This is a genomic window from Chelativorans alearensis, assembly GCF_010993735.1.
Classification (GTDB): domain Bacteria; phylum Pseudomonadota; class Alphaproteobacteria; order Rhizobiales; family Rhizobiaceae; genus Chelativorans; species Chelativorans alearense.
In genome coordinates this window covers 375,353-394,660 of the sequence record NZ_WQNI01000003.1, presented here as the reverse complement: position 1 = coordinate 394,660, position 19,308 = coordinate 375,353, and the positions used below count along the sequence as shown (strand labels likewise).

19 protein-coding genes and 3 pseudogenes are annotated in these 19,308 nt (G+C 63.0%); 14 read left to right on the top strand and 8 right to left on the bottom strand.

Annotated elements, in window-relative coordinates:
* Positions 1 to 27: 27 nt before the first annotated feature.
* The 7 genes from GPJ75_RS07225 to GPJ75_RS07200 form a co-directional block, all read right to left on the bottom strand.
* Complete coding sequence (locus GPJ75_RS07225; RefSeq protein WP_205602481.1) at positions 28 to 1,536, bottom strand: gamma-glutamyltransferase family protein; 1,509 nt, start codon at positions 1,534 to 1,536, stop codon at positions 28 to 30.
* An 81-nt stretch (positions 1,537 to 1,617) separates the two neighbouring features.
* Positions 1,618 to 2,436, bottom strand: coding sequence for a GntR family transcriptional regulator (locus tag GPJ75_RS07220; RefSeq protein ID WP_163266559.1), 819 nt, complete (start codon positions 2,434 to 2,436; stop codon positions 1,618 to 1,620).
* Positions 2,437 to 2,633: 197 nt separating this feature from the next.
* Positions 2,634 to 2,801 carry a hypothetical protein gene (locus tag GPJ75_RS27165; protein WP_205602480.1) on the bottom strand — a complete coding sequence of 56 codons (168 nt, stop codon included), beginning with the start codon at positions 2,799 to 2,801 and terminating at the stop codon, positions 2,634 to 2,636.
* 256 nt (positions 2,802 to 3,057) lie between these two features.
* A complete protein-coding gene (locus tag GPJ75_RS07215) occupies positions 3,058 to 4,407 on the bottom strand; it encodes an aminotransferase class III-fold pyridoxal phosphate-dependent enzyme (protein WP_163266557.1) in 1,350 nt (449 codons plus the stop codon).
* A gap of 15 nt (positions 4,408 to 4,422) precedes the next feature.
* Positions 4,423 to 5,085 (bottom strand): HAD family hydrolase, encoded by a 663-nt coding sequence (locus GPJ75_RS07210; protein WP_163266555.1) that lies wholly within the window; start codon positions 5,083 to 5,085, stop codon positions 4,423 to 4,425.
* On the bottom strand, positions 5,082 to 6,338 hold the full coding sequence (locus GPJ75_RS07205) for a Tm-1-like ATP-binding domain-containing protein (RefSeq protein ID WP_246248948.1): 1,257 nt from the start codon (positions 6,336 to 6,338) through the stop codon (positions 5,082 to 5,084). Before GPJ75_RS07205 ends, GPJ75_RS07210 begins: the two co-directional genes overlap by 4 nt.
* Positions 6,339 to 6,355: 17 nt before the next feature.
* Entirely contained in the window at positions 6,356 to 7,132 is a 777-nt protein-coding gene (locus tag GPJ75_RS07200; RefSeq protein WP_163266551.1) for an IclR family transcriptional regulator, read from the bottom strand.
* 154 nt (positions 7,133 to 7,286) lie between these two features.
* On the opposite strand from GPJ75_RS07200, the gene GPJ75_RS07195 reads away from it, so the two are divergent.
* The 8 genes and pseudogenes from GPJ75_RS07195 to GPJ75_RS07160 all read left to right on the top strand — a co-directional run.
* Positions 7,287 to 8,231, top strand: a complete 945-nt coding sequence (locus tag GPJ75_RS07195) for a tripartite tricarboxylate transporter substrate binding protein (RefSeq protein ID WP_163266549.1) — start codon at positions 7,287 to 7,289, stop codon at positions 8,229 to 8,231.
* 63 nt (positions 8,232 to 8,294) lie between these two features.
* Positions 8,295 to 8,852, top strand: coding sequence for a tripartite tricarboxylate transporter TctB family protein (locus tag GPJ75_RS07190; RefSeq protein WP_163266547.1), 558 nt, complete (start codon positions 8,295 to 8,297; stop codon positions 8,850 to 8,852).
* A gap of 12 nt (positions 8,853 to 8,864) precedes the next feature.
* On the top strand, positions 8,865 to 10,364 hold the full coding sequence (locus tag GPJ75_RS07185; RefSeq protein ID WP_163266545.1) for a tripartite tricarboxylate transporter permease: 1,500 nt from the start codon (positions 8,865 to 8,867) through the stop codon (positions 10,362 to 10,364).
* Positions 10,357 to 11,847 (top strand): aldehyde dehydrogenase, encoded by a 1,491-nt coding sequence (locus GPJ75_RS07180; RefSeq protein WP_163266543.1) that lies wholly within the window; start codon positions 10,357 to 10,359, stop codon positions 11,845 to 11,847. Before GPJ75_RS07185 ends, GPJ75_RS07180 begins: the two co-directional genes overlap by 8 nt.
* Positions 11,844 to 13,232, top strand: coding sequence for a transaminase (locus GPJ75_RS07175; protein WP_163266541.1), 1,389 nt, complete (start codon positions 11,844 to 11,846; stop codon positions 13,230 to 13,232). The genes GPJ75_RS07180 and GPJ75_RS07175 overlap by 4 nt, the downstream gene beginning before the upstream one ends.
* 4 nt (positions 13,233 to 13,236) lie before the next feature.
* Complete coding sequence (locus GPJ75_RS07170) at positions 13,237 to 14,028, top strand: SDR family oxidoreductase (RefSeq protein ID WP_163266539.1); 792 nt, start codon at positions 13,237 to 13,239, stop codon at positions 14,026 to 14,028.
* Positions 14,025 to 14,798, top strand: a complete 774-nt coding sequence (locus GPJ75_RS07165) for an SDR family NAD(P)-dependent oxidoreductase (RefSeq protein ID WP_163266537.1) — start codon at positions 14,025 to 14,027, stop codon at positions 14,796 to 14,798. Before GPJ75_RS07170 ends, GPJ75_RS07165 begins: the two co-directional genes overlap by 4 nt.
* A gap of 20 nt (positions 14,799 to 14,818) precedes the next feature.
* A pseudogene (locus GPJ75_RS07160) lies at positions 14,819 to 14,957 on the top strand (DUF736 family protein); the annotation flags it as partial.
* Here the strand turns inward: GPJ75_RS07160 and GPJ75_RS07155 are convergent.
* Positions 14,950 to 15,372 (bottom strand): annotated as a pseudogene (locus GPJ75_RS07155) (tyrosine-type recombinase/integrase); the annotation flags it as partial. The pseudogenes GPJ75_RS07160 and GPJ75_RS07155 sit on opposite strands and share 8 nt — an antisense overlap.
* Between GPJ75_RS07155 and GPJ75_RS07150 the strand changes: the two are divergent.
* The 6 genes and pseudogenes from GPJ75_RS07150 to GPJ75_RS07130 form a co-directional block, all read left to right on the top strand.
* A pseudogene (locus tag GPJ75_RS07150) lies at positions 15,368 to 15,757 on the top strand (transposase); the annotation flags it as partial. The pseudogenes GPJ75_RS07155 and GPJ75_RS07150 sit on opposite strands and share 5 nt — an antisense overlap.
* Positions 15,758 to 16,029: 272 nt before the next feature.
* The gene (locus tag GPJ75_RS07145) at positions 16,030 to 16,272 is read left to right on the top strand and encodes a type II toxin-antitoxin system Phd/YefM family antitoxin (protein ID WP_163266535.1); all 243 of its coding nucleotides are present in this window, start codon (positions 16,030 to 16,032) and stop codon (positions 16,270 to 16,272) included.
* Positions 16,272 to 16,697: a type II toxin-antitoxin system VapC family toxin gene (locus GPJ75_RS07140; RefSeq protein ID WP_163266533.1), complete on the top strand. Its 426-nt coding sequence runs from the start codon at positions 16,272 to 16,274 to the stop codon at positions 16,695 to 16,697. The genes GPJ75_RS07145 and GPJ75_RS07140 overlap by 1 nt, the downstream gene beginning before the upstream one ends.
* Before the next feature lie 42 nt (positions 16,698 to 16,739).
* Positions 16,740 to 17,150 (top strand): hypothetical protein, encoded by a 411-nt coding sequence (locus GPJ75_RS27320; RefSeq protein WP_246248947.1) that lies wholly within the window; start codon positions 16,740 to 16,742, stop codon positions 17,148 to 17,150.
* The gene (locus GPJ75_RS27315; RefSeq protein ID WP_246248946.1) at positions 17,147 to 17,575 is read left to right on the top strand and encodes a protein NO VEIN domain-containing protein; all 429 of its coding nucleotides are present in this window, start codon (positions 17,147 to 17,149) and stop codon (positions 17,573 to 17,575) included. The genes GPJ75_RS27320 and GPJ75_RS27315 overlap by 4 nt, the downstream gene beginning before the upstream one ends.
* 338 nt (positions 17,576 to 17,913) lie before the next feature.
* The gene (locus GPJ75_RS07130) at positions 17,914 to 19,308 is read left to right on the top strand and encodes a selenium-binding family protein (protein WP_163266531.1); all 1,395 of its coding nucleotides are present in this window, start codon (positions 17,914 to 17,916) and stop codon (positions 19,306 to 19,308) included.

Genomic DNA, 19,308 nt, shown 5'->3' with positions numbered 1-19,308 from the left:
AAGGCTGCCGCTCCTTCGAACACAGGTCTAGAACCCCAGCGCGATGCCGTCCTTGCGGGGGTCGCTCCCTCCCTCCAGAACGTTTCTCATCAGGTCGATCCGGATTGCCTGCGCGCCGCCCATTCCGATGGGCGCGCGGGCTACCTCATGCCCCATCTCAGCGAGCTTGGCGGTGACACCGTCGGAGAATCCCCGTTCCAGCGACAGTATTCCCGTCATTGGATCGAGGAAGCTGCGCGGGCTGTCGATCGCCTGCTGAATATCCATCCCGAAATCGACGAGGTTCGACAGGAGGTGGGCGTGTCCGGTCGCCTGAAACGGTCCGCCCATCACGCCAAACGGCATGGTGTAGGCCCCCGCCTTCTCGGCAAATCCGGGAATAAGCGTGTGGAGCGGCCGCCGACCGCCCTTCAATTCGTTCACATGGCCGGATGCCAAGGAAAATCCAGCGCCGCGGTTTTGAAAGCTTATCCCGAAGCGCTGCGAGGCCATTCCCGAGCCGAACGGCCAGAAGGTTGAATATATGAGTGAGGCCGCGAGGCGGTTTTCGTCCACCACACAGATGTAGACGGTATCGCGATGGAGCGCCTCCGCCCGTTGATCGACATTGTGCCCAGCACGCCGCAAGTCGATCAGGTCCGCCAGCGCATCTGCGGTTTCATCGCTCAGCATGTGGCGCACACGATCCTTGGACCCGGCGGAGTCGCCAATGAACCGGTCGCGCAAGCCATAGGCCAATCGCGTCGCCTCGGCCTCGATGTGCACCCGTTCGGCACCGTTGGGATCGAGTCCGGAGATGTCGAAACGCTTCAGGATATTCGCCAGTAGCAGTGCGGTTGCCCCCTGCCCGTTCGGCGGCAATTCGACCAGATCATGGCCACGATAGTTGACACGCAGTGGCTCCACCTCGGTTGCGGCTGTATTCGCAAAGTCGTCGACCGTGTGACAGCCTCCTGCGGCGAGCAGGGTGTCCACCATGTCCTGCATGATTTCGCCGGTGTAAAAAGCGTCACGGCCATTTCGGGCGATCAGGCGCAGAGCCTCGGCCTGGGCCGGCGAAGCGAAGATGCTGCCGGCGGTATAGGGTTCGCCCCCGCGGAGGTAATGCTCGCGCCCCGCTCCATGGAGACGCGACCCAAATTCCGCCCAGTCGATCGCTGACCGATGACATACCGGCACACCGGCCTCGGCATGGTGAATGGCCGGCTGGAGGACCGCACCAAGATCCAGAAGGCCAAACTGGCGTATGAGCGTGTCGAACGCGTCGATGGCACCTGGCACGGTAACCGAATGGACGGAATCGAGCGGGATGGCGGTCAGCCCCTGTTCGCGCAGCATCGCGGCTTCGAGGGCCATCGGCGCGCGTCCGGAACCGTTCAGACCTGAAATCACACCCGTATCGGGATCGCGAACCATCGCGAAGACGTCACCGCCAAGCCCGCACATCATGGGCTCGCAGAAGCCCAGCACTACCGCCCCGGCGACTGCCGCGTCGACAGCGTTTCCGCCCTGCTTCAGCATGTCGAGGGCGGTCATCGCAGCCAGCGGGTGGGAGGTTGCGCACATAGCTCCGGCAGCAAATGCAATCGACCTTCCGGGACCGCTGTAGTGGTGCATTCAAGCGCTCCCTTGCCCTGAACTGCCCGCGGCCGGGCCTGACGGGTCGAACGGTCGGGCAATTGTCTGGCCGGTCAAGCCGGACCGTGCCTTCGCCGCCGTGTCACCAAAAAAACGGCCGACATAACCATAGGAATGCCGCTCCACCGGCTCGTCACCGCCAGCCGTGGCCAGCGCGCTGCCTTGCTCGAGAATGCCCTTCACGACCAGAAAGCTCCCGCCAATATGGTCGATCATGAGACGGTGCGCCGCTTCCGGATCCCTGTTTAGAACGGCTTCCACGATCTGTTCGTGCTGGCTGTGCGGGACGTGCAGCTGGGTATCGAAGTTCGGCAGCGTGTAGGGCGCCGAGCTGTACAGTTCGACGCGCATCCGCATTTCATTGGCGATGGAACACAGAGCTTCGTTGTGCGCGCCGGTGTGCAGAAGCGCGTGAATCCTCGCGTCCAGGTCGCGACTGGTAACGCGGTCTCCCTGCTCACTCGCTATGCGGGACTGATCGATAAGCAGCTTGAGGGAAATGCGCTCGGCCTGGGTCATTCGTTCAGCCGCATAGCGAGCGCAAATTGCCTCTATTTCGCCCATTGCCTCGAAGGAGCTTTCGAGTTCCGGCATGCTCAGCGCCCTGACGCGGGCCGAGCGCCTCGGCCGCATCTCGACCAGACCAGCGGCGCCCAACTGTTGAAGCGCTTCGCGAACGGGGGTCCGCGAGACCCCGAAGCGCGACGCAAGCGACTGTTCGTCGAGCCGCTCGCCCGGCCACATGCGGCCCGACAGAATCAGGTCCGCGATCTCGTTTTTCAGCCGGTTTCCAAGCATACTCTTTCCCCTGTCCGCATACCTTCTCACACCTTTGTACACGGAACAAGTATTTTGCATGCAGGATCTATTTTACTAATATATATCAATATCTAAAATTCTGGCGTTAGAGGGGTTTATAGGGTGCGTGGCGGAGATCTGGCCAGCCGCTACGGGTCGAGAGAGGTTGTCGCGCTATGCGGTTGTCACGGGGCCAATCAATCCCAATGGATCGCACCGAATTCCGATGTTTTCGTCTTGACGACGACGCCGCCGCGTACGTCCAGCTTTGCACCAACGTCCGAGCGCTGCGGAATGCAATCGACCAAACCCTTCGTGCCCATGATCATGCGGCCACCGGCAACCTCCGTCCGCTCCGACATCATCGGTGGAGGCGGCCTCGACACTTCCGCCGGGGAAATTTCCTCTTCTTCAGAAGGTCTGACGACCTCATGTGCCTCGCATGCGCAAATCTCCGGTCCGATAAAATCTGGCTGAAGCATTCTATGATCTCAAATTAGCTCCGGCTGACCTGTGGCGGCTTATCTATCGGGCAGCACCGGAGCCGTTGGATACCGGATCCTGCCGCCGTGAGCGGAGTCAACGCAGTTTCCCGGGTGGATTATGTCCCGCGCGGTTCGCTCAAGCTGCGGCAAGCCCTCCGTCAAGCGCCGCACCGATCGTCTGCACTTCATCGGCGGTCAGGATCAGTGGCGGGGAGAGAATGACGTTCGATCCGGAAACCCGCAGCATGACACCCGCCTCGTATGCGGCATCCGACACGCGCTTCATCACGCCTTTGTCGGCCGGCTTTTTGGTATCCCGGTCCGAGACCAGCTCGATGGCGGCCATCAGCCCCTTGTAGCGCACGTCGCCGACCAGCGCGTGTTTGGCCTTGAGATCTTCGAGCACCGCAGCAAGTTCCAGCCCGCGCACCGCTGCATTCTCATTGACCTTCAGCCGCCGTGTTTCGGCAAGCGCGACGATGCCCGCCGCGCAGCCGACAGGGTGTCCAGAATAAGTGTAGCCGTGGCCGATCGAGCCGAAGCTCGTCTTGTCTGCCTCGAACACCTCGGCCACCGCACCGCTGATCAAGGTAGCGCCAAGCGGGAAATAGCCCGACGTGATGGCCTTCGCGATGGTCATCATGTCCGGCCTGACGTTGCTCAGCCGCGAGCCCGACCAGGCGCCAGTACGCCCGAAGCCGGTCACTACCTCGTCGGCAATCAGAAGGATCTCGTGACGGTCGCAGATTTTGCGCACCAGCGGCATGAAGCTTTCATGCGGCACGATCACGCCTCCCGCACCCAGCACGGGCTCCATGATGAAGGCGGCGATGGTGTCGGCACCCTGAAAGGCGATCTCCTCTTCAAGCGCCCGCGCGCACAGCCGCGCCAGCTTCACCGGATCGTTCTCATCGAACGGGTTGCGGTAGGTGTACGGCGCCGGAATGTGAAAGACGCCCGGCAGCAATGGCTCGTAGTTGCGGCGGAAATTGGCGTTGCCGTTGACCGAGGCGCCGCCGAAATGCGTGCCGTGATAGCCGTTCTTCAGCGCCAGGAACTTGGTGCGGTCCCCCTGCCCTCGGATTTTCCAGTACTGCCGCGCAAGGCGCAGCGCCGACTCCACCGAATCGGAGCCGCCTGAGGTGAAGAAGGCGCGCGCCATGCCTTCCGGCTCGAACCATTGGGTGAGTTCCCACGCGAGTTCGATGGAAGGCCCCGTCGATGTGCCGCGAAAGCCGGAATAGTAGGGCAGCGCATCGAGCTGCGCGGCAATCGCTTCTTTCACCGGGGCGCAACTATAACCGAGATTGACGTTCCAAAGGCCGCCTACCGCATCGAGCACAGTGCGGCCTTCAAGATCGGTCACGTGTGCGCCCTGCCCCTTCATGACCACGCGTGGCGGGTTGGCCCGCATGTCGGCTGGGTGCGCCATGGGATGCCATATCTGCTTGGCATTGTTCTCGGCGAGGAAATTGGCGTCGCGCATGTTCGCTCCTGTATGTTATGGCTCGAAGGCAAGGTCGAAATGGCCGAGCGCTTCGGAATATGATTCTCGCGGATCGCCGACATCGAAATGGACCGTGCGCATCCCGGCGGCCGTCGCTCCCTCGATGTTGCGTTGCTGGTCGTCGACGAAGACGCAGGCGGCGGCCGGCAGACCGAGGGTCGTGATCACGGAGGCGTAGGCGCGCGGGTCCGGCTTCAGGATGCCGGTGTAGGTGGCGTCGACAATGGTATCGAACAGCGAGAGCAGCGGGAGCCGACGGCGGAATTCCGCGCCGTAGAAGAGGTCCAGTTCATTCGACAGAATGGCCAGACGCACGCCCGCCTCATGGGCAACACGGATAGTGCGCTCGGCCTCCGGCCGTATCACGGCCTCCGGGTCGGCACCCCGTGCACGCTGGACGAAGGTCTCCATCCGCTCCCAGTCTTCCCCAACGAGATCTCCAACCTCGCGCGTGCGCGCCAGCCAATAATCGCGTTCGCTGATCTCATCCGCCTGCATGGCCCGCCAGAGCGAATCCGTCTCGGGCGCGAAGGGCCCGCGCCACGCCAGCGTGCCGGCGGGCAGCTCGAGCGCTTCCTCCGTCAGGTCATGCGTCTCGAACAGGGTCCGCGTGATCACACCGCCGAAATCCAGGACAAGGGCCTGCGGATGGGTCATGTCGTTGCGTCCTCTGCAACCACGCCGGGCGGGACGACGCCTTCCGCCACCCAAGCATCGAAGATCGAAAGCGCCTTGTCGACGAAGGCCCGACTATTGATGTGTTCCGGGATCTCGTGCAGTTTGACATTCTCGGGCACGCTACGGCGCATCTCGTCAGCAAAAGCAGCCAGCGCCTCCGGCTCATGGAGCGGCTCACCCTCCTGATCCCATTCCTGGATACCGCCCGCCGGCAGGATAAAGGCCGCCGCCCCCTTGGCGGAGGCCAGCTTTGCGCCGATCTCCCGTGCGATGCCGCGCCGTGCTTCTCCGTCGCTGGTAGCGGAGGCGAGCAGGCGATTGTGCGCGTGATACGGCCGGTTGGCAAAGCGCTCCGGCACGGGCTGCCATGTGGGAAAATCGACCATATCGATGGCGCCCGGGGCAACGATCATTGGGATTCCGGTACGACCGGCATTTTCCAGCCGGTCTGCTCCCGAGGTGACGACTGAATCGGCCAGATGGTTCGCCAGCTCCTGCAGGCTGAAATCCATGACGGCGGCAAAGTCGCGCTGCGCGGCAATCGCCTCCAGCGCCCGGCCGCCCATGCCCGTCGTGTGAAAGATGACGACCTCGTAGCCGCGTTTTTCCAGCTCGGGCTTCAGGGTCGTCATATAGCTCAAGCAACTCTTACCCAGCGAACTGATGGCGACGACCGGCCGTTCCCGACTCGGCTGCTCGCCCACGCGCGCGGCGCCCACCACCGCGCCGCAGGCCTGCGACAGCACAGCCTTGCAAGTAGAGTTCAGCCCGTAAAGCCCGCCGGCCCACAGGATCATCATTAGGTCCGCGGCGATACGCTCTGGCGGAATGAGGTGCGAATAGGCGATGGTGGAGACCACGAATTTGGGCACGCCGAGCGGCAGCGCCAGGGCGACATCCAGTGCCAGGTCGGTGCCCATACTGCCGCCGAGCGCAATGACACCGTCGATCTCGCCGTGGCGATGGATTTCTTTCGCCAGGCGCGAAGCACCGGCCGCCATCAGTGTCATGGCGCTGTTTTCGTCGCCCGAATCGATGATTGCCTGGATTGTGGTATCGGCAGCGGCAGCGACCGCATGTTTGTCGTATTCCGGCGCATAGGGCGGGTCGCCAAGTACGCTGACGTCCAGCATCACGGGCACACCGCCCGCCTCACGCACCTTCGCCCGCATGAAATCCAGCTCATCAGCCTTGGTGTCACCGGTCCCGACGATCAGGATCCGTGGCTGCATGTCTGCCACCTCCCTCTTCATGCAAAAGCCCTGCTCTTGAGAACATTGAAGCCTTCGCCGTTGAGCCGTTCGCTGATTTCGCGGGCGACAGCGGCAACGGCCTTGCCGCGTTCGGCGGCCGCGGCCCTGGAAGTGCGAACAACGGGCGCCGCGATCGCCAATGTGCCGATCGCATAGCCGTCGGCCCCCAGAATCGCTCCTGCGACGCTATGGACGCCCTCCTCATAGCCTTGGTCCATGATGGAGTATCCGCGCTTGCGGGCGGCCTCTATCGCGTCCAGGACTGCGGTCGGATCGGTAACCGTGTGCGCGGTAAAGGGAGCCAGCGGCCCAGCTAGCGCGGCCTTCAGCACCGCTTCGCGCACATGCGCCAGATAGGCGATGCCCGAAGCCGTGGAGTGCAGCGGCAGATATTCCCCGACATTGACATTGACGCGGTTGGCACGCGCCGGATGCTCCACATGCACGGTCAGCAGCGAACCGTTGCTGGCTTCCGACAGATGCAAGGTTTCAGCCGTCACGGCCGCCAGTTCGCGGATGAAGGGCAACGCGGTCTGGAGGATCGGAAACCGTGCCTCGCGTATGCGCGCCAGACGAGTCAAGCCCGCGCCCAGCCGGTAGAGGCGGGTCTCGGCGTCCTGCTCCACGAAGCCGTGCCGCGCCAGCGACACCAGAAGCCGCCGCGTGGTTGCCTTATCGAACCCCGACCGGCGCGCGATCTCCGTGAGGCCCAGTTCCGGCTCGTCGATGGTGAAGAGTTCCAGCAGCGAAATCGCCTTGCCGACGGTGCTCAAGCACCCCTCCTCGTCACATTTAAAGCTGCGATGATAGATTAAAGTTGACAGGAAGCCAGCTCGTTTGCAAGTCTATATTTGAAATAAGAGTTCAAATAATGAACCATTAGAATGGGGAAGGCGGGCTCCTCGCCTGCACAACAGGAGATACATTATGCGAAAACTGATAGGCGCTTTTCTGACGAGCGCAGCATTAGCTCTCGCAGTCCTCGGCGTAGCAAAGGCCGATTATCCGGAGAAGCCGGTAAGCTTTGTCGTGCCGTTCCCGCCCGGGGACTTGGAAGATGTCCTGACACGCATGATCGCCGAGGACTTTCAGGTCAAGTACGGCCAACCGGCAGCCGTCGTGAACAAACCAGGCGGCGGGGGCGGTCCCTTCCCCGGTGCGGTGGAGGTCGCAACCGCGCCCGCCGACGGTTACACGGTTGGGTCCTTTGTCGTCGGCGTGCCGGTGGTCGGTCCCGATCTTGGCATTCCCGAGTTGAATCCAAATCCCTTCGAGCCAGTCGGCATCTTTCTGACCTACCCCTTCGTCATCGTAACCTCGAAGGATGCTCCTTATCAGTCGATGGAAGAACTCGCTGATTACGCCAAGTCGAACGACGTGGTGCTGGGCCATTTCGGCGGACCGCTGCTGCCGACCCAAGCGACATTGGCGCTGGCCAAGACGATGGGCTTCTCCTACGCCTCGGACGCTGCCTTCGATGCGCTCGACTGCAACACGCTCGCCTCCGGCGATGTCGACGTCATGAACACGACGATGCAGCTCGTCTTACCGTGCCTCGATGAGGTCACCGTACTCGCCTCGGTGACGGAGGAGCGCATCGCGACTGCGCCCGACGCGCCAACCGTCAGCGAGCTCGAACCTTCGCTCGATATCTCTTTGTGGAATGGCTTATTCGTGCACAAGGACACGCCTACCGAAGCGCGCGAGAAGATCGCTGCAGTGGCGAAGGAGACGATTGCCAGCGAGCGGGCGCAGAAATTCGCCGAGGAGACCGGCGCCCAGATCTATTGGAAGGACGCCGAGGAATCCGCCGCGCAGATCGGATCAGACCTCGAAACCGTGCAGACAATCAACTCGATCCTGGAGAACTGACGGCGTGCGGCGGCCCGATTAATGGGCCAATTCGACCGCTTCGACGTCTCAAGGGGATTCACGATGACGGGCGAGCCTGAACATCATCACATCTCCGCGTTGGCCGCACCGCATCACCATCGCGCGGAAATCGTCTTCGGCCTTGCCGCTTTCATCTTGGCCCTGTTCCTTGCGACCAATATCCCGGCTCAGACCGAATGGGCGAAGGGGGTACCCTTCGTCAAGCAACCGGCCTTCTGGCCGGTCGTAGCCATCACCACCATGACCATTTTCGGCGCGCTGGAACTGTGGTTCTCCTGGCGGCGCAACCGTCAGGCAAGCAGCGACGGTACATTTGCCGAGATTGCAGTTTGGCTGCGCGCTATGGAATATGTCGTGTGGTTCATGGCCTATGTCTGGCTCGTGCCCCTGACGGGCTATCTTCCTACCACGCTCGTATTCACCGCAGCGCTGACGTTGCGGCTGGGCTACCGCTCGGCGAAGATTTTCCTCGCCGCGCTGTTGACCGGGGCGGTCACCGTTATCGTCTTCAAGTCACTTCTTGGCGTGCGCATACCGGGCGGGGCTGTCTACGAGTACCTGCCGCCGGCGCTGCGTAATTTCATGATCCTTTATCTGTGAGAGACACGGAAAATGGACGTGCTTCTCGCCAGCGTTGATATCCTCCTGCGTCTCGACGTCATCGCCGCGCTTGTCATCGGTTCGCTGGGCGGTGTCCTCATCGGGGCGATTCCAGGTGTTGGTCCGGCCATAGCGATTGCCATCTTGTTGCCCGTAACCTTCGCGCTGGAGCCGATCGTCGGACTGACGCTGCTTCTCGGCATCTATGGCTCGGCCATGTTCGGCGGTGCAATTCCCGCCGTGCTGATCAACACGCCCGGCACGCCAGTCAACGCGCTGACGACATATGACGGCTATCCGCTGACATGCAAGGGCGAGGGAGCGCGCGCGCTTTCGCTAGCCTACGGAGCCTCCTTTTGTGGCGGCGTCTTCTCAGTCATTTGCCTCATGGCTCTGGCGCCGTTTCTTGCCAAGGTCGCGCCGCTCTTCGGCTCGCGCGAGATTTTCCTTGCTTGCCTGCTCGGCATGATCCTCGTCGTTATCGCGCACCGGGGGCAGAACATGGCCGCCGGCGCGCTGTTGTCCTTCGGCATCTTCCTGCAAACGATAGGTCTGGAACCGGTGCGCTATTCGTCGCGCTTCACCTTCGGCCAGACCTGGCTCACCTCCGGCATCGACCTAATCGTGGTAGTGCTCGGCCTGTTCGCCATCTCGCAGGCGTTTGTGTTGTTGTCGGGCCGCGATTCCGACGGTGCCACGCCAAAGATCAGCGGCGGACTGTTTCGCGGCCTGCGTGAGGTCTTCCGCTTTCCGCGTGTGGTACTATCCGCGGCGGGCTTCGGCACAATCATGGGCATCATTCCGGGTGTCGGCGAGTTCACCGCCCAGTTCCTCTCCTACACGCTCGCACAGAAGATTTCCCCCACTCCCGAACGCTTCGGCCATGGTGCTCCCGAGGGTGTGATCGCCTCGGAGGGGGCCAACAACGCCGTGCCGGCGGCTGCCATGATCCCGCTTCTGGCGCTTGGCATTCCGGGCGAGGCGCTGACGGCGATGATGCTGTCGGTCTTCTACGTCCACAACGTCATTCCCGGGCCGACGCTGTTCCGCGATTCGATGGATTTCGTGCTCGCGCTCTATCTGTGCCTGCTGATCCTAAACTTCCTTGCGCTCGCCTTCCTCATGATCGCGACGAAGCCTCTGCTGAAGGTGATCGCCATCCCGAACCGTTTTCTGGGCATGGCGATCCTGACGCTGTCCTTCGTCGGGGTCTATTCGCTGCGCAATTCAGCGACAGACTGCGTCGTCGCCGCTGTCTTCGGTATGCTGGGCCTGGTGTTGAAACGTCTCAATCTGCCCATCGTGCCGATCATTCTTGGCATGGTGCTGGGCCGCATCATGGAGGAGCGCTTCCGTACGTCGCTGCCGCGTATTCAATCACCGTTCGACTGGATCGATCGGCCGATCGCGGGCGCCATATTCGCCGTGATCGTGTTCGTTCTCCTAATCCATGTCTGGACACTTCTTCGAGAGCGCGGAGCAATGAAACGAACGGAGACCGCATATGACTGACCAAGCAACAATTGACCGGCTTCGCACGGAGGAAATTGCATCGCAGGGCCTCTTCATCGGTGGCAAGCAGCAAGCAGCGGAAGCCGGTGGAACATTCGACGTCATCTCTCCTATCGACGGCAGCCGACTCACCACCGTCGCAGATGCCGGCGCTTCAGATGTGGATCGTGCCGTCCGCTCGGCGCGGAAGGCCTTCGACAAGGGCGCCTGGTCGCGTGCGGCACCCACCGAGCGCAAGAAGGTGATGCACCGCATCGCCAATCTGATCGAGAAGCATGCGCTCGAACTCGCTGTTCTAGGCGTGCGCGACAACGGCACCGAGATCGCCATGGCGCTGAAGGCGGAGCCGGGAAGTTGCGCCGACACCTTCCGCTACTACGCGGAGGCGATCGACAAGGTCTGTGGCGAGATCGCGCCGACGGTGGAGAATGTGCTCGGCCTCGTCCACCGCGAGCCTGTTGGCGTCGTGGGCGCCATCGTACCGTGGAACTTCCCGCTGATGATCGGCGCCTGGAAGGTCGCTCCGGCGCTCGCCGCCGGGAACTCGGTCGTTCTGAAGCCGGCGGAAACCGCCTCCCTCACGCTTCTGCGTCTCGCTGAGCTTTGCGCCGAGGCAGGACTACCGGAAGGAGTCTTCAACGTCGTCACCGGCCGCGGCGCGGTCGCCGGCGAAGCGCTGGGGCTGCATATGGATGTCGACGTGCTGGCCTTTACCGGCTCGGGTGGCGTCGGGCGCCGGCTGCTTGAGTATTCCGCCCGTTCGAACCTGAAGCGCGTCTATCTGGAGCTTGGCGGAAAATCGCCCAATATCGTCTTTGCGGACGCGCCGGATTTGGATCGGGCGGCAAGGGTTGCCGCCTTCGGCATCTTCCGAAATTCCGGCCAGGTCTGCGTGGCAGGTTCGCGGCTGCTGGTCGAACACTCGATTCATGAGGCATTCGCCGAACGGGTCGCCGCGATCGCCACCAAGATAAAGGTCGGCGATCCACTCGACATGGCCACCGAGGCGGGAGCGATCAACAGCGCCGAACAGTTGACCAAGACCTTGTCTCATGTGGACAGGGCCGTTTCGGAAGGCGCCAGGCTGAAAACCGGCGGCGAGCGCATCCTTGAAGAGACCGGCGGCTTCTATATGACACCGACCGTCTTCGATGCCGTGAGCCCTGACATGACGCTGGCGTGCGAGGAGGTGTTCGGGCCGGTGCTTGCGGTCATGCCTTTCAACGACGAGGCGGAGGCGATCCGCATCGCCAATGCGACGACCTACGGGCTCGCCTCCGCCGTCTGGACCGCGAACCTTTCCCGCGCTCACCGCATGGTCCGGGAAATCCGGGCGGGCGTGGTGCACGTCAACACCTATGGCGGCGCCGACGTCACCGTGCCGCTCGGCGGTGTTAAGCAATCCGGCAACGGTCACGACAAGTCGCTGCATGCCCTCGACAAGTACACCGACCTCAAGACCGCATGGATTTCGCTCTCATGAACGCGACCGACGGCACCGTTTCGCAGACTATCGACAAGTTGATCGACGTGGAGCAGGCGCGATTTGCCGAAACGCATCCGCGCTCGGCCAAGGCCTGGGCGCGCGGGCGCAAGCATTTCCTCTATGGCGGGCCGTCGCACTGGATGCGGCGCTGGGCCGGCGGCTTCCCGATCTATGTCGAGGAGGCGCGGGGCTGCCATGCGCGCGACATCGACGGGAACGACTATGTCGATTTCTGCCTTGGCGACACCGGCGGCATGTGCGGCCATGCACCGGAAGCCATAACCCGCGCCGCCACACGACAGCTGCAACGCGGCACCACCCACATGATGCCGACGCAGGACAGCCTCTGGGTCGGCGAGGAACTTGCGCGGCGCTTCGGCCTGCCCTACTGGACGCTGACCACCTCCGCCACCGACGCCAATCGCGGCGCCATCCGCATCGCGCGCATGATCACCGGGCGCGACAAGGTGCTGGTGTTTTCCGGCTGCTATCACGGCGGCGTCGACGAGGCGCATGTCGAACTGCGCAACGGCCGGATGCAGATGCGCAACATGATCCATCCCAATGGCGTCGACCACGAGCGCGTGTCGAAGGTCGTCGAGTTCAACGATGTGGACGCGCTGGAAGAGGCGCTGGCGGCAGAGGACGTGGCCTGCGTCCTGATGGAACCGCTGATGACCAATTTCGGCATGATCCCGGTCGCCGAGGGTTTCCACGATGCCGTGCGCGAGGCGACGCGGCGCACCGGCACTGTGCTCATCATCGACGAAACGCACACGCTTTCCTGCGGGCCGGGCGGCTATACGAGGCTGTATGGGTTGGAGCCCGACATCTTCGTCGCCGGCAAGGCTATCGCGGGCGGTATTCCAGCCGGTATCTTCGGCGTCAGCGAGAAGACCGCCGGTCGGCTCTGGAAAGAGGTGCCGCACGTCAATCCGCGCCAACGGCAGTCGGCCCATTTCGGCATCGGCGGTACGCTGGCGGGCAACGCCCTGACCGTCGCCACCATGCGCGCGGTGATGGAGGAAATTCTGACGCCGGAGAACTATGCGAAAATGATCGGGCGCGCCGATCGGCTGGCGAAAGCGGCCCGCTTGGTCATCTCACATCACGCCCTGGCCTGGCATGTCACGCAGATCGGCGCCCGGGTGGAGATCATGTTCTCCCCTCGCCCACCGCTGAACGGCGCGGAGGTGATCGCCACGCGGCGCGGCGATCTGGAGACGCTTCTTCACGCGTTCTACATGAACGAAGGCATTCTCGTTACACCCTTCCACACCATGTTCCTGATGTGCCCGGCCACCGAGGATGCCGACGTGGACAAGCACCGAGCCGTCTTCGAGCGCTTCGCCGAGACGGTGATCGAAGCGGGAGTGAACTGAGGCGATGGCCTTCGACCTTGCAGGCAAAATTGCCCTCATCACGGGCGGCGGCCGGGGTATCGGCGCTGCCATCGCCACGCGTTTCGCCGAGACCGGCGCTCGGGTTGTCATCGCCAACCGCACGCCGGAACCAGCAGAGGAATTGGCGGCTGCGTTGAGTGGTCGCGGTCTGGCCGCAGACACCACCGCCTGGCCCGGCACGGGACGTACCGAGATCCGCGAGATGGTCGACCGCGTTGCCGGCGAAAAAGGACGGCTCGATATCCTCGTCCACAATGCTGGCCGCTGCCCCTGGGCGGGCATCGAGGAACTCGACGAAACGAAGCTCACCGAGGCGCTGGACATCAATCTCCAGGCCTTCGTCTGGCTGACGCAGGCGGCGATACCGCACATGAAGCGCAACGGTTTCGGACGGCTGCTCGTCACCTCCTCCGTCTCGTCGCGGGTGGCGATGGGGGGCGGCGCTCACTATTCGGCTGCCAAAGCCGGCGTGAACGCCTTCGTGCGCGGCGCCGCCTTCGAGCTCGCGCGCACGGGCATCACGGTCAACGGCGTGGAGCCGGGCTTCATCGCCAAGCCCGGGCGCGGCACGCTTTCGACGCCCGAGAAACAGGAGGCCATCGGCCGCTATATTCCCATGGGCCACATGGGCGAGGCCGACGATATCGCCCACGCCATGCTCTATCTGGCTTCCGCGGAAGCCAGATATACGACCGGCCAGACCGTCGTGGTCGACGGCGGCTCTACTCTGCCCGAGACCGGCTATGCCATCGAAGATATGTGGGGGCTTTCATGAGCGGACAACTTGCTGGACGGACAGCGTTGATCACGGGGGCTGCCACCGGCATGGGCCGGGCAACGGCAGAGCGCTTCGCCAGGGAAGGAGCCCGCCTGGTGCTCTTCGGGCTGGGCGGTGATGCGCTTGAGAACGTTGCTGCCGCAACCGGCGGTGCCGCCATCCACGGCGACGTTACCGCGAAGGACGATATTGGGCGCACCATCGATGCCTGCGGCGGGCGGCTCGATATCGTCGTCAACGCCGCCGGCGTGATGCTTCTTGACGAGCCCGAGATGCTTTCCGACGAGACCTGGGAGAAGAGCTTCGCGGTCAACGTCACCGGGGCAATGAAGGTCTGCCGTTCCAGCCTGCCGCTCTTGAAGCTTCATGGCGGCGCTGTCGTCAACATCGCCTCGGTCGGTGCCTTCAACGCCAGCGCCGTTAACGCCGCTTATTCGGCCAGCAAAGCGGCATTGGTCTCCTACACGCGCTCTCTCGCCTATGCTCACGGAGCCGACGGCATCAGGGCGAACGCGGTTGCGCCCGGCTGGGTGCACACGCCGATGAGCGAGTATGAGATGGAAGTGGCCGCGCGTGAGAACGGCACCACGCCCGAAGAGGAATTCACCGCGCTGACGAAGCGGATCGCGCTGCGCCGGGTTGCGACACCGGACGAGATCGCCTCTTGCTGCCTCTTCCTCGCCTCCGACGAGGCCTCCTTTGTTACGGGCGCCGTCCTCGTGGCCGATGGCGGTGGCCGTCCGCCGACGCAAAACAGGGCGGTATAGAGTCTATTTCGGAAGGGCGCCGCGCAGAGATCGGCGCCCGCCTGGTCCAAGTGCTCGAATGAGGGCAGGGACTATCTGGACCTCAAGCTCGATGATCCGAGCTTCACCACCCCAAAAGGGGCCAGTGTCATTTCGCTGACCGGCAGCAGGCCAGCATGACCCGGATCTCCGCCGGCGGCAGTGCCCGGTCCTTCGGTGCGAACGTTGCGATCGATGATGGTCCGACCTCGTCGGCAGGATTGGCGACTTTCTCGCCATGAAGGATGGCGAACGCGTAGATCTGCTTGACGATGTCGCGGACATGAATCGCAGTAGCGGGAGCGCCCCGGTTCTTCACCTTGGCGCACAGTGCCCGAAGGTCATCGGGCTCGATCTCGGTGAGCAGCCTCTTACGGAACTTCGGTAAGATATCACGTTCATAGATTGTCCGCCGCATGGCTCGCGTGCTGTCGGCCATCGGCGCCTCCTGAAAATAACGCTCGCCGAATTCATCGAAGCTCTTCGCCTCCCTGAGGCGCCGTTTCTGCTGCTGCTTCTCCCGTGCCGGTGATCGCCCCTCCTGCACCGCTCGCTTCATCCTCACCGATCTCGCCGGCGGCAGGGCCAAGGCGCTCTACGCGGACCTCTACTGCCGGCGTGGCGCGGCCGAGAACCACATCAAGTCCTGGAAGACGCATCTGGCCGCCAACCGAACATCTTGCACCAAGGCGACAGCCAACCAGTTCCGACTGTTCCTGCATGCCGGCGCCTACTGGATAATGTGGGGGCTGAGGGCCGCGATGCCGAAGTGCTCCAGCTTTGCCGTCGCCCAATTCGACACGCTGCGCTTGCGTCCCCTCAAGATCGCCGCGAGGGTGGTCGAAATGAAGACTCAGATCCGCCTGCACCTGCCGACATCCTGCCTCGACCAAGCCATCCTGCGGCTCGTGCTCGAGCGCATCCCGCGGCTCGTGACGTAGCCGACGGGGCGCACACGCACCCAACCGAACCCGCCGACCGCAACGCGCAAACCCTGCCTGCCATCACGACGGATCAATCCCGGCGCTGGCGAAAACGAGCCAAGAAGCACCGCGGCGGCAGCCAAATCGCCGCTTCACGTCGCCAAACGCTCACCGGTATGCATCAAGCAGGTTAGCAGCTTGGCCACTAGCCTTGGCAGGCAAAATGCTTTCCGCTGGAATTTTTGAGCTCACTACGCTATATGACTATCTACATGGTCAGGAACGCAAACATGAACGCGATCAATCTGGCGGACGCCAAGGCACATCTGAGCGAACTCGTCGACCGGGTCGAAGCTGGGGATTCGATCGACATTACCCGGCGCGGCAAGCCGGTCGCGCGCCTCACAGCTGTGGCCAGGCCGCGCAAGCGGATCGATGCCGCTCTGCTCCAGGCCCTGACGGCGACCATGCCGCCGCAGGCCCAGAGCGCTGCCGATCTCGTGCGGTCGATGCGGGATGGCGATCGCCACTGATGCTCTACCTAGACACATCGCTGATCGTCGCGGCGCTCTCCAACGAGGCCATGACCCCGCGTATTCAGAACTGGCTGGCGGAGCAGGATCCGGCGCAGCTGCTGATCAGCGACTGGACCATCACCGAAATGTCTTCAGCCATGGCGATCAAGCTGCGGACCGGCCAGATCAGCCTGGAGCAGCGCGCGGCGGCGCTCGCCATGTTCAACAAGCTAATCGCCGAGAGCTTCATCGTACTGCCGGTGACGGGCGGGCATTTCCGGTCGGCGGCGAGGTTCGCCGACCAGCACACGCTGGGGCTTCGTGCCGGCGATGCGCTGCACCTCGCGACCGGGTCGGAGCATGGCGCCACGGTGCACACACTCGACCAACGGCTTGCCGAGGCCGGTCCGGTGCTCGGTGTCTCGACGCAACTGCTGGCATGAACAAGGCCCTGTCCTGTCCCGTCGATCGTGCGTGGGACGCCGATGGCCGGTGATTGGACTGACGAACAGAACGACGCGATCGTCGCGGACTATTTCGCGATGCTTGCCAACGACATCGCCGGGCGCTCCTATAGCAAGGCCAAGCACAATGGGTTGCTACAAGCAGTGATCGGTCGATCGCGCGGTTCGATCGAATACAAGCATCAGAACATCAGCGCAGTGCTCAAAGGCGTCGGGGAAGAATCCCTGGCTACAAGCCGGCCTTTAATTTTCAGGCGTCGCTCGTGGATGCTGTGGTGTGCTGGCTCGATCACCATCCGGATTGACTCGCGCCGGCCGCGCGGATGGGAATGGGCCTGTCACAATCAGCGCTCCGCGAGGAAGCGATGCTTTGGATCGGTCCGCCGCCGACGCATAGCAACGCACCTCCGCCTGATGAGCTCGAGCAGATGACCGCCATCACCCGGAAATACGACGTCGCCGAGCGTGATGCCCGCAATCGTGCGCTCGGTCGAGCAGGTGAGGAGCGCGTCCTTGCCCATGAGCGCGCCGGTCTGCTCGCCGCCGGCCGAACCGAACTTGCCGAGCGCATCCGCTGGGTATCGCATGTCAATGGTGACGGTGCCGGTTATGACATCCAAAGCTTCGACACCGACGGCAGCGATCGGCTGATCGAAGTGAAGACGACCAATGGCTGGGAGCGAACGCCGTTTCACATCACGCGTAGTAAGTTGGCGGTCGCAGAGGCGCGCCACAACGACTGGCGGCTGGTGCGGTTATGGAATTTCGCGCGGGAGCCGCGAGCCTTTGAACTACGGCTGCCCTTGGAAGCACATGTGTCGTTGATGGCGACCAGCTATCAGGCGAGCTTCTTATAATGGGGCCGGGGAACGAACATGACGTAATCGCGGGAGCGGTGGCCACCTAAGGTGGCCACCTAAGATGTGGCGGCGATGTTCGTGCATGGTGGCGCAAGGCGATCGAAAGTCTGGCCCGCCAAATTCCTCATCGAGCCCCTCTTGCGATCTCGCGGCTCGTGAAAATCCAACTCGAAGCAGGCGCTGGAGAGCAGGTACCCCGTCGGTGTCGTGGGCCGAAAACGGACCTTTGCAGGCGCTCCTCTACGCCGCAGAGGGTATGCAAATGCAGACGACATTTCTGGCGCGAGGTAGTACATTGGGCCGAGGAGGGGGCGCATCATCCGGGAGGAGTTATGATGGCTACTTGGCAACCTGATCCCTCGTTCTATCCCTCGCCCCGCATGGCCGCCAAGGCGCCGGCCGAGAGCCTCGCCTATGTCGCCTCCTTCGACCCCGACCGCCAGAAGCCGGACGCCATCGCCGTCATCGATGTCGATGCGAAATCGCCGACCTACAGCCAGATCGTCGGCCGGGTCGACATGCCCAATGCGGGCGACGAACTGCATCATTTCGGCTGGAACGCCTGTTCGTCCTGCCTGTGTCCCAACGCGCCGCATCCGCACATGGAGCGGCGTTATCTCGTCGTGCCGGGGCTGCGCTCCTCGCGGCTTCACATCATCGACACCAAGCCCGATCCGAAGAACCCGAAGATCGTCAAGGTCATCGAGCCGGAAGAGATCGCCGAAAAGGCCGGCTATACACGCCTGCACACGATCCATTGCGGGCCGGAAGGCATTTACGTCAACGCGCTCGGCAATGCCGAAGGCAAGGCACCGGGCGGCATCTTCCTGCTCGATCCGGAAAGTTTCGACGTCATGGGCCAGTGGGAGATGGACCGCGGGCCGCAGCAGCTCGCCTATGATTTCTGGTGGCATCTCGGCCATGACACGATGGTGACCAGCGAATGGGGCACGCCGGACACGTTCGAAAACGGGCTGGTGCCGGAAATCCTGCTCAATTCCAAATATGGCCGCCGCCTGCATTTCTGGGACCTGCACAAGCGCAAGCATCTCCAGGAGATCGATTTCGGCGAGGAGCACCAGCTCGTCTTCGAGCTGCGCCCGGCGCACGACCCGACCAAAGCCTATGGCTTCGTCGGCTGCGTCATCAGCCTGAAGGACCTCTCCGCCTCGATCTGGACATGGTATCGCGACGGCGACAAATGGGCGGCCAAGAAGGTGATCGAAATTCCGGCGGAACCCGCCGATCCCGATGTCCTGCCGCCCGTGCTGCAGGGCTTCAAGGCGGTCGCGCCACTGGTCACCGACATCGATCTGTCCATGGATGACCGCTTCCTCTATATCTCGTGCTGGGGCACGGGCGACATGATCCAGTACGACGTGTCCGATCCCTTCAACCCAAAGGAGACCGGGCGCGTGCGCATCGGCGGCATCGTTTCGCGGGCGTCTCATCCGGGGGCGAAGAACGGCGCGCTGAACGGCGGGCCGCAGATGGTCGAGATCAGCCGCGACGGCAAGCGCGTCTACTTCACCAATTCGCTCTACGGATCGATCGATCCGCAATTCTATCCCGACGGCATCGACGGTTGGATGGTGAAGCTCGATGTGGGCGAGAACGGCGGCATCGCCTTCGACGAAAAGTTCTTCGTCGATTGGCCAAAGGGCCACCGCCCGCATCAGGTGCGCCTGCAGGGTGGCGACTGCTCGTCGGACTCCTATTGCTATCCGTGA